Here is a 270-nt window from a genome sequence, read left to right on the forward strand (position 1 = left end):
GGTCTGCCTGGGCGCATCGGAGTAAGGCAAGCCGCAGATCCAGCGGTGAAGAATGGCAATATCGTCGCGACTGAAGATTCGGAACATCTTGCCCCGCGGCGAAATCAGGCTGGTGAGCAGTGGACTCGATTCCGGCCTGCCCGCCCGCACGTAAGCGCTGGCGGCAAGATGGTCGAGAAACTTCAAGGAGTCGTCGACTGCGAGCAAGGGCTTCATCGGCACCTTATTCAACTGAGTCTTGTCATGGTATTGACAAGCATCCAGCCGACG

1 protein-coding gene is annotated in these 270 nt (G+C 58.1%); it reads right to left on the reverse strand.

Annotated features, from left to right (window positions below; translation table 11 throughout):
- Nucleotides 1–216: hypothetical protein (locus ACEN88_RS35510; protein WP_413347095.1), on the reverse strand; the 216-nt coding region annotated here is incomplete at its 3' end.
- Between the last annotated feature and the right edge of the window lie 54 nt (nt 217–270).

Origin of the sequence: Massilia sp. CT11-108, from assembly GCF_047302915.1 — a bacterium.
Lineage (GTDB): Bacteria > Pseudomonadota > Gammaproteobacteria > Burkholderiales > Burkholderiaceae_D > Telluria > Telluria orientalis.